11 protein-coding genes and 1 tRNA gene are annotated in these 9,822 nt (G+C 42.4%); 11 read left to right on the forward strand and 1 reads right to left on the reverse strand.

All coding sequences use genetic code 11. The features are described from left to right. Nucleotides 1–5 precede the first annotated feature (5 nt). The 8 genes from ACEN2L_RS20090 to ACEN2L_RS20125 all read left to right on the forward strand — a co-directional run bounded on the left by ACEN2L_RS20090 (nucleotide 6) and on the right by ACEN2L_RS20125 (nucleotide 7,084). Nucleotides 6–500, forward strand: coding sequence for a GNAT family N-acetyltransferase (locus tag ACEN2L_RS20090; protein ID WP_441745875.1), 495 nt, complete (start codon nucleotides 6–8; stop codon nucleotides 498–500). Between the two features lie 86 nt (nucleotides 501–586). Further along, a complete protein-coding gene (locus tag ACEN2L_RS20095) occupies nucleotides 587–1,390 on the forward strand; it encodes a hypothetical protein (RefSeq protein ID WP_441745876.1) in 804 nt (267 codons plus the stop codon). 128 nt (nucleotides 1,391–1,518) lie between these two features. Next, the gene (gene hemC / locus ACEN2L_RS20100; protein ID WP_441745877.1) at nucleotides 1,519–2,451 is read left to right on the forward strand and encodes a hydroxymethylbilane synthase; all 933 of its coding nucleotides are present in this window, start codon (nucleotides 1,519–1,521) and stop codon (nucleotides 2,449–2,451) included. Nucleotides 2,452–2,453: 2 nt separating this feature from the next. Further along, nucleotides 2,454–3,179, forward strand: a complete 726-nt coding sequence (locus ACEN2L_RS20105; protein ID WP_441745878.1) for a uroporphyrinogen-III synthase — start codon at nucleotides 2,454–2,456, stop codon at nucleotides 3,177–3,179. Nucleotides 3,180–3,208: 29 nt separating this feature from the next. Then, nucleotides 3,209–4,453, forward strand: coding sequence for a uroporphyrinogen-III C-methyltransferase (locus ACEN2L_RS20110; protein WP_441745879.1), 1,245 nt, complete (start codon nucleotides 3,209–3,211; stop codon nucleotides 4,451–4,453). A gap of 2 nt (nucleotides 4,454–4,455) precedes the next feature. Beyond that, nucleotides 4,456–5,631: a heme biosynthesis HemY N-terminal domain-containing protein gene (locus ACEN2L_RS20115; protein ID WP_441745880.1), complete on the forward strand. Its 1,176-nt coding sequence runs from the start codon at nucleotides 4,456–4,458 to the stop codon at nucleotides 5,629–5,631. A 16-nt stretch (nucleotides 5,632–5,647) separates the two neighbouring features. Then, on the forward strand, nucleotides 5,648–6,673 hold the full coding sequence (locus ACEN2L_RS20120; RefSeq protein WP_441745881.1) for an MBL fold metallo-hydrolase: 1,026 nt from the start codon (nucleotides 5,648–5,650) through the stop codon (nucleotides 6,671–6,673). 334 nt (nucleotides 6,674–7,007) lie between these two features. Then, nucleotides 7,008–7,084 (forward strand) — tRNA-Arg (locus ACEN2L_RS20125). 1,023 nt (nucleotides 7,085–8,107) lie between these two features. Here ACEN2L_RS20125 and cadR read toward each other — a convergent pair. Continuing rightward, nucleotides 8,108–8,497: a Cd(II)/Pb(II)-responsive transcriptional regulator gene (cadR, locus tag ACEN2L_RS20130; RefSeq protein ID WP_441745882.1), complete on the reverse strand. Its 390-nt coding sequence runs from the start codon at nucleotides 8,495–8,497 to the stop codon at nucleotides 8,108–8,110. Between the two features lie 81 nt (nucleotides 8,498–8,578). Here cadR and ACEN2L_RS20135 point away from each other — a divergent pair, with 81 nt between their 5' ends. The 3 genes from ACEN2L_RS20135 to ACEN2L_RS20145 all read left to right on the forward strand — a co-directional run. Further along, complete coding sequence (locus ACEN2L_RS20135; RefSeq protein WP_441745883.1) at nucleotides 8,579–9,214, forward strand: cation transporter; 636 nt, start codon at nucleotides 8,579–8,581, stop codon at nucleotides 9,212–9,214. Continuing rightward, complete coding sequence (locus tag ACEN2L_RS20140) at nucleotides 9,211–9,570, forward strand: DUF3703 domain-containing protein (RefSeq protein ID WP_441745884.1); 360 nt, start codon at nucleotides 9,211–9,213, stop codon at nucleotides 9,568–9,570. Before ACEN2L_RS20135 ends, ACEN2L_RS20140 begins: the two co-directional genes overlap by 4 nt. Next, nucleotides 9,563–9,822: cation transporter (locus ACEN2L_RS20145; protein WP_441745885.1), on the forward strand; the 260-nt coding region annotated here is incomplete at its 3' end. The genes ACEN2L_RS20140 and ACEN2L_RS20145, both read left to right, overlap by 8 nt.

Raw genomic sequence — 9,822 nt, forward strand, 5'->3', positions numbered from 1 at the left:
AAGGTATGATTACCCAAGTCGAATTTCAACTAGCCAAACCTGAGGATGCGGCTCATTTAAGTGCTCTCGCACTGCGCTCAAAAGGTTACTGGGGCTATGATCAGCAGTTTATTGAGCGGTGTCGCTCCGAACTCACTTATTTGCCAGAGCACATTGCCTCTGGCAGCTATACCTTTATTAAAGCCTTAGATTATTATCATCACCAAATACTGGGGTTTTATGTCTTGGCGCATTCAAAAACAACAACAGTAGAACTTGAAGCCTTGTTTGTTGAACCAAGCGCTATTGGTCAAGGAATTGGTGGACAACTTATCAACCTCGCTAAACAAACCGCCACGCAGCAGGGTTATACAAGCATGCTTATTCAGGGTGATCCAAACGCCAGCGATTTTTACATAAAATTTGGAGCCAAGCTGCAGGGTAAAAAGCCCTCGGGTAGTATACCTGGACGATTGTTACCCACTTTTCTTTTACCCCTTAATAAACAAAGGCTGGTGTAATAAAGACAATTGTAAAAAAGCCATCTATAACTATTAGCTTGTGAAAAATTATGACGTATGTGCAGAATAATAATTAAGGGAAAGATGTGTTGCTGAAATTTAGTGTCGTTTTGGCCAAGTTGTCATTTTATAGCTGTTTGCTTATTTTTCTTTGCGCCTTTAGTGCTAAGGCCCAGCAGGCAAAAAACTTAGTTATCGGTGTCGAAGATATCGCCTATTATCCTTATTTTGATTACACGGGCAGCGACACATCGTTAAGTAAAACGATTCTTGATAAGTTTGCTGCTGACAACGGTTACACCCTCACCTATGTTGCCCTACCCGTAAAAAAGTTTTCTAAGTGGTTATACGAAAACGACATTGATTTTAAGTACCCTGACAATAAACGCTGGCATCAACCTTCAGCTACTGAACACAACGCAGAATATTACAGCGACCCTTTGTTTTACTTACGTGCCGGTACGGTTGTGCTCCTAGAAAACTCAGATAAACCGAAGACTTACTTCCATAGCTTGGGCATGATCAGTGGATTCGACCCCACCCTATGGAGAGAAGAAATAATCAAAGGCGAAGTGAGTATTCTTGATGATTCGAGCACTAAGGTATTGATTAAACACTTGGTGAATGGTTTGGTCGATGGCATAGATGTGGATATAGCGGTGGCCGATTATTATCTCAACACCTTAGGCCTAAACCACGTACTGACTTACAGTAACACCTTGCCTCAAGACCTATTTAGCCATCAATTATCAACCATAAAATACCCAGAAATTATCGAGCAATTTAACCAGTGGTTAAACGCAAACCACGCATTTATCCAAGCCAACTTACAACAGTTTAACATTCCAAAAGAAGAGCCTGTTCGCCCCTGTGCGCAATTATGCCCATAATGTTGGTAGCTAAGCGTAAATTAGCCTTAACTTTGCACCGGCTTTTGGTAAACTTTGCTCCAGATTTTAAATGCGCTAAAGCCTAAAAAGGCATTGATTCAGCCATTCTTCGCCCTACAAGGACAATAATGACACACCGTGTAATTCGTATCGCCACCCGCAAAAGTGCCCTCGCCCTCTGGCAAGCTGAATATGTAAAAGCCAAACTAGAGGCCACACATACCGGTATTAGCGTAGAGTTAGTCCCTATGAGTACTCAAGGCGATAAAATTCTCGACACCCCTTTAGCTAAAATTGGTGGTAAAGGTTTATTTATCAAAGAGCTTGAAATTGCCATGGCTGAAGGCCGTGCAGATATTGCCGTGCACTCTATGAAAGATGTTCCGGTTGAGTTTCCTAGCGGGTTTGGATTACACGCAATTTGTGAGCGTGAAAACCCTTTTGACGCTTTTGTATCAAATCAATTTTCAGAACTGAGCGAGTTACCGCTCAATGCCACTGTAGGAACGTCGAGTTTACGCCGTCAGTGCCAATTACGAAAAATGCGCCCCGATTTAATCATAAAAGACTTACGCGGCAACGTTAATACCCGATTAGCCAAGCTAGATGCCGGTGAATACGATGCCATTATATTAGCAGCAGCGGGCTTAATTCGTCTCGAGATGCATGACCGCATCAAACAACAAATTCCGCCAGAGATAAGCTTACCGGCAGTAGGACAAGGTGCTGTGGGTATTGAGTGTCGCAATGATGATGAAGAGCTTATTGCCTTACTTGCCCCGCTAAATCACCTTGAAACAGCGACCCGAGTCATTGCCGAACGGGCCATGAACGCAAGATTAAACGGTGGTTGCCAAGTGCCGATTGGTAGCTTTGCAGAAATTGACAACGGTACAATTCGATTACGCGGCTTAGTTGGTTCTCCCGATGGACAAACACTGTTACAAGCAAGCGCCAGCGCGCCAGTAGCTGAGGCAGTAAGCTTAGGCACACAAATCGCAGAAAGCTTATTGTCACAAGGTGCAGCTAAAATATTAAACGCCTTACACCAAACAAATTAGCTGTGAGTTTTTTAATTTTTCGTCCACAAGCCAAGTGCGTAAGCAGTGCGCAAGCCTTTGCCAATGAGGGCCTAAATGCGGTTGCTTGTGGACTGATTGATACCGAACTTGATGAACAAGCCTTAGCCGCTTTGCCGCACCATATTGCACAGTTAAGTACACAGTCACTGGTTATCGTCACCAGTACCGTGGCCGCTGAGCAATGTGTATTATTTAAGTCCATGTGGCCTTCTCAGGTACAATTTTTTGCTGTGGGGCAAAGTACCGCTGACATACTTAATCAGGCGGGACTGACTGCCATTGTGCCAACAGAAGCCCGTTCTGAGGGTTTATTAGCCCTACCAATGCTCAATGATGTAGCTGATAAAACAGTTATTATTATAAAAGGTTTTGGCGGCAGAGAATTGTTAGCAAACACATTGACCCTACGCGGCGCAAAGGTAAGAGAATGGGCATTATATAAAAGAGTCGCCTTAGCTAAGCCCTTTTGCACTCGCCAATGGCATCACGAACAAATACAATGCATTATTGCCACCAGCGGTGAAGTGATTGCAGCCGCATTTAATCACTATGCAGCGAGCTGGCTACAGACTAAACTTTGGATCGTTGTCAGTGAGCGAACCGCAGATATTGCGTACCAGTTTGGCATAACGCAAGTACAAATAAGTGACAGTGCTAGTGACCAAGCGCTCATTAAAAGTGCCAAGGCTGCATCTCATCGCCCATAGGCGATGGCTAAAATTTTATGGAGTAATGAATGGCAGATAATCAAGACAAGCTGAGTCCCAAAGACCAAAAAATGTTGGAAGACTTAGAAAAACAACTCAGCAAAACAGCGTCAGTAAGTCAGTCAACGGCATCTACCAAAAAACCAACTGGGATGGGCGACCAAGCGCCGCCAAAACAACCAACTATGAATACCCAAAAATCAGAATCACAGCCTGTGGCAGCGAAAGCAAAAACCGGTTTTTTATGGTTTTTTACGCTTCTCAATTTATTACTACTAACTGGCGTTATCGTCGCAGCTTATTGGGGCTGGCTGCAATGGCAAAACCAAACAGAAGCGCAACAACAATTTGTCGCTCTACAAGAAAGCAGTTTAGCCAAACAACAAGCTGAAATTCAACAATCCATTGCCGCTAATCAATTGGTACAAAGTGACTGGCAGCAGCAGAGCCAAGCCGAACAAGATCGCTTAAATGTGATGGCCAGTGCCATTGAGCAAAATAGCCAACAAGCTGCTAGCACTCTGAATAAAGTCAATGAAATTGCTGGTCGTCGACCGGCAGATTGGTTACTTGCCGAAGCCAATTATTTACTCAACATGGCAGGACGTAAATTGTGGTTAGAACATGATGTTGCCACCTCATTACTGATGCTACAAGCCGCTGATGGCCGTTTACAAGATATGAACGACACCAGTCTATTGATGGTTCGAGAAAAACTCGCTGCTGATATGTACACTTTGCAACAACTGAATCCTCTGTCGACGACCAACTTAGCACTCGAAATCAGTGGCTTGAGCAAACAAGTGGCCAGTTTACCCCTCACCTTTTTTCAAAAACCTGAAGATCTAGAAGCAAGTTCAGACATCGTCAATGATGACAACGACTGGTACACGAACTTGGTCAATAGTATTAGCCAAGTGTTAAAAGGATTTTTCAGCGTCAAAAAAATCACCACAGAAGTCAAACCCTTCATGTCTGAGCAGCAACAGTGGTTGGTCAAAGAGCAGCTTAAATTTACCTTAGTCAGCGCTCAAACAGCATTATTACAACAACAGTCTGTGGTATTTGAAGAGCAATTAAACAACGCTTTACGTTTAGTTAATGAACATTTTGATACCACTCAAAGCAATGTGATGCAGTTTACTGAAAGCCTCCAGCGTCTGCGTAGTAGCGAAGTAGAGCAAACTTATCCGCAACAATTTACCGCCAGTAATGCACTACAAGATATTATTAATGATCGCTTAGGCAACCGTTTCACTAACGGGAATAATTGATTATGAAGAGCTTCATTCGAATCTGTATGATATTTGTCATCTTGTTGATTATGTTAGTTGTCAGCGCCATGATATTCGACGATCGTGGTTACGTGTTTATTGAGTTTAATGGCTATGCCATAGAAATGAACGTTATGTCACTGGCGATCTCATTGATACTGGTATTTATTACTCTGCTTTTATTTAATTGGATAATAAATCTCAGTTTTAATGCCACCTCGACTTCACGTGCTTGGTTTGGCAATTTTGGTTCTCGCAAAAAACAAAAAGCGTTTAGAAGTGGTTTACTTGCTATGGCAGAAAATGACTACCCGCAAGCCAGAAATGCTTTTGCCAAAATTGAAAATGACGATTTTGATGGCATCAATTTATTAGCTGCCGCCCAAGTTGAACTTCAACTAGGCGAACCACAAAAAGCCAAAGCCTTGTGGCACAAAGCGGCAGCAATTAGCAGCTCGTCACTTGCTGCCAATCAATGCTTGCTCCGCGACGCCTTGCAACAAGGACAGCCCGACAATGCGCTCGAATTAATTGCCAACCTGCCAGAAAAACAGCGTAACCAAGCCCTTATTATCAAACTATGGGCGCAAGCGCTCGCTGAAGCCGGTAAGTGGCAAGTATTAAAAGATAAATTGCCCAGCTGGAAAAAATCCCTTGGCCCTGATTACGACTTAATGATGCAACAGGCCAGCAAGGGCCAATTTGCCGAGATTGCTAGCAAAGAAGGCGGCACTAAATTAATTGAAAATTGGCTCGCTTCGTCACGCTCGGTGCGTAAAGACCCCGCTCAGCAAGCCGCTTATATTCAACAACTTATCGCTCAAGGCATGCACAGCGAGGCAGAAAAAGCCTTAGTCGAATACCAAAAATCAGCACCTCACGCTCTGCTGATCCCCTTATTCAAACAAATTAAGTTACCCAACCCAAATGGAGCCCTGAAAAAACTCGAAGGCTGGCTTAAATATGACGAAAATAACGTTGAATTGCTATCAACCTTGGGACATGTGGCCTACCACGCTAACGATTTAATTCTGGCGGAAAAGGTCCTCAATAAAGCCATCAAACTAGGCCATAAACAAGAAGACTTACGTTTAATGGCAACGATAAAAGAAGCCCAGCAAGATAACTTGCAAGCACTGGCATTGTTTAAACAAAGCATGGCACAACCTGGTGCGTAATAAAAAGCAAAATCAAATGCGTCACATGATACAAAAGGCGGGATGCTTATTAGGCTTCTCGCTGTTGTTTTCTGCTCAAACGTTGTCTAAACCAACTGCTTCCGACAGTCTAAGCGCACCCGCATTTGAAGTGGTGGTCTTAGGTGATAGTGGCGGCATTGAAGATGGTAATTTAAGCGCCTTTTTACTGCGCTCACTTACAGAAACTCACTACATTGCCTTAGATGCAGGTACCCTAGTAAACGGCATTAATGAAGGCCTAAAACAAGGGGCATTTTCTGACTTAGCCCTATATGATGACGCGAATTGGCAGCCTGCAGGTAACATCTTACGCCACCATGTTAAGGCTTATTTACTTAGCCATGCCCACCTAGATCATGTCAATGGAATGCTTGTGGCCTCACCTGAAGACAGCGCTAAAAATATCTATGCCTTGACCTCAGTCAACGCCATGATTGGTGAGACCTATTTTAATGGCAAAGCCTGGGCCAATTTCAGTGACCGTGGCATTCCTCCTTTATTAAACAAATATCACATCGTAGACCTACCACCAGAACAAGCCATTGACATCGAAGGCACTCAATTAAAAGTCACCGCTTTTAGCTTGAGCCATCCTGTTGAATCAAGCGCCTTCGTGATCGAACACGCTAACGATTTATTTGTTTATTTTGGTGATACCGGCCCAGACATTGTAGAAAAACAGGGTAAGCTGGACGCAATTTGGACTTATCTTGCCAAGCAAATGACACATAAAAACCTGCGCGGCATGATTGTTGAAACCTCATTTGAAAATGAACGCCCGCACAATCTGCTGTTTGGTCACCTCACCCCTGAATTACTTATGCAAGAATTACATCATCTCGCCCAAAAAGTCGGTGGTGATAAACCTTTAAGTGATTTAAAAGTACTGATCAGCCACATTAAATACACCATGGCCAGCGGCACTAACCCGAGAACAAAGATCAAACAACAGCTGGATGACGCTAATGATTTAGGTTTAGAAATCATCATTCCGCAGCAAGGACAAAAGCTGCTGTTTTAAAGCCATATTTTGTTTAGCAGCAAGTTCACGCCCCATGAAAAGCAAGACAAAATTGGTGAAAAGAAGTAATAGTTGGTAAACAAGCAATAGCAATACACTACAAAGTGAATAATGCCACAACACAAAGCCTTGAATCGACGGAATAGTAAAATAACAGTGGAAATCAGCGCCGTTTTCATTAGAATCAGCGCTCGCAAAAAACCTCAGGGTTTTTAGCTAACTATCAAAATGCACCCGTAGCTCAGCTGGATAGAGCGCTGCCCTCCGGAGGTAACGGGCGTTTTGTGTGGTATCATCCGAGGACAACGGCCAAATTGTTCACAAAACTAATGATGCACTCGTAGCTCAGCTGGATAGAGCGTCGCCCTCCGGAGGCGAAGGTCGTGAGTTCGAATCTCGCCGAGTGCGCCAAACTATTGATTTGTAATGTTATTTTTAAAATAGCAATTCCCCCTATAACTCAAAACCAATTTATCTCGCCACATACACAATGACCGTTGCTCTTTGTGACCAAATTCAGCGAAGTTTCAAGCCCGTGTCCACACCGTGTCCAAATAATTTATATACTTTTTCCTCAGCCCTCCATTTTAAATAACTATCAGTATTTAATTTTTGTAATCAAAGGGATGTTATAAAGTACTTTTTTAATTTATACACAACAACTTCGGCTTCACGTCCCGAGTCATTCAACAAGAATTTCCCGCCTATTTAATATCAGACGACAGCCGCTGTAGAAATGTTTGAAGTTCGTAAAAACTGAATTTTTCAATGTTGCCTTTTGCAAGGTTTCTGGCTTGTCCGGGAGTTACGCCAAGTACCTGGACGATTGTTTTAATCGGTGCATTTCTCAAATCCAATTTCCTGTGAATTTTGGTCATTAGATTTGAACACTTTTTATCAAGCAGATCTTGCTCAGATGATTCTGATACTGCATCTAGAATATTTTCGTTGTTCAAGGTCATTGGAACGTTTACATATTAGTTGGTGACGTTAACGGTCTATTTTAAAAAAAATCTTACACTACTTTGCTTCAATCGCAATTCCAAATAATTTACTGCTGTGCAGGAAAACGCCCAAAGCGGACCAAACAAATTAATGAATCGAACGGCAAAAATACTGACTGACACGACGGACGGCTTTGAGCGATCAACGGTCGTTCGGCCAATCGTAGTCGTCCGGCCGCTATTCCCAAGGTAGCAGACGCATCTATTTATTGTCTAATGTCAGCTTCAAGCGAATTGTGGATCATCAATTTATAATGGATGACGATTGTCAGTGCTAAGAAAGCAGGCAACTATATAGTTGATTAGTATTGATGAGTGCTTGCCATATATGGAATTAAGGAAGAAAACTATGTATTAGTAACTTTACCTAATCTGAACCATGATGAAACCGTAGGAAAGTTTAAAACTATAAGACTGATAGATATGAGTATTACTCTTCAAGCAACTGCAATACCCCACACTCTTTAACTTTTCTATCATCTGTGCATGCCGAAGCCATGTCAGATAAGGTAAGCTTTAGCTCCTCAAGCTCTGCAATGCGATGTGTGACGTCAACCATGTGTTGATGGATCAAATTGTTCACACTAGAACAACTTTTATCGGGATTATTTTTTGTATCTAACAGCTGTTTAATTTCTATTATGGTCAAATCTAATGAGCGACATTGTTTAATGAATCGCAGTGCTCTCAACGATGAGGCGTCGTAAATTCTGTAGTTGCCTTCACTGCGGCTGCAAGCCTCAAACAAATCCTGTTTTTCATAAAAACGGATCGTCTGAATAGAACACCCACTTTTTTTTGATAGCTCACCTATTTTCATAAATATGACTTTGTGCTGTTGACCCTATACTTGGTATAGACTTTACACTGTATCTATAGTTTTGGGAATAAGAGTTGAATAATGAGTGGTTGCGGCTGTGAAGTGGAAATCAAAGATGCCTCACAAAAACGGGTTCTGTATTGGCTGCTCGGCATCAATGCGACAATGTTTTTCGTTGAGATGACCGTTGGTATTTTGGCTGACTCTACTGCTTTAATAGCAGACTCTATGGACATGCTAGCGGATGCGGTTGTATACGGTATAGGTATTTATGCTGTGGGTAAATCTATACTTCACAAAGCCAAAGCTGCGCAAATCAGTGGCTACTTTCAGTTATTGCTGGGCGTGATCATTCTCATTGATATTACCAGAAGGTTATTTTTGGGCAGTGAGCCTATCTCATCACTAATGATAGGAATGGGATTCATTGCACTAATTGCAAACGTCGCTTGCTTGATAATTATTCGTAATCATAAAAATGACGAAGTACATATGCGAGCCAGCTGGATTTTTTCAGCCAACGATGTCATCGCCAACATGGGTGTCATCATCGCTGGTATTCTGGTGGTATGGCTTGATAGCCGGATACCCGATATTGTCATAGGTTGTATCGTATCAATAGTCGTACTACGCGGGGCATGGATGATCCTAAAAGACGCTAAGCAGGAATTGCTTAACAATGAACTGTCTAAAGACAATGTGAGAAGCTCCCTATGAAATACAACCAAGCTGTTAAGCCGCATATCGACTCCAAATTGACGGACTACTCGGGCGCAATGTCAAATAATAATGAAAAACAAGCATTTTCTACACTAGAGGACGCACATGTAATTGGTCAGCACTCTACTTATTATCATTGTTTAATTCATTGTAAAATGCTGCAACATGGTCTTCGAAACAAAGATTGGAGAGCCGTTTTTGGACAAGTAATAAGAATAATTGGTGCTGCAACCAAAACCGCTATCGGCCTTGTACCCAAAGGGAACACAGGTGGCACGAATATCAGTCCATTCAAACGACTACCGGTAAGTGCTGAAAATCAAGCTATATTGGACAAAATCAACGATGCATAACCACAGTCACAGTGATAACAGCGCATCAAAACGCATTGGCTGGGCATTTTTCTTGAATGTCGTATTCACTATCATTGAATTTATAGGCGGATGGCTGACAAACAGCACGGCTATAATGGCCGATGCAGTGCATGACTTGGGCGATAGTTTATCCATTGGCACTGCTTGGGGCTTAAATAAACTCAGTGATAAAGAAGCAAACAATACATTTTCTTATGGCTACAAACGCTTCTCTCTTCTTGGTGCATTGAT

The sequence above is a fragment of the Flavobacterium sp. W21_SRS_FM6 genome (genome assembly GCF_052119645.1).
Classification (GTDB): domain Bacteria; phylum Pseudomonadota; class Gammaproteobacteria; order Enterobacterales; family Alteromonadaceae; genus Paraglaciecola.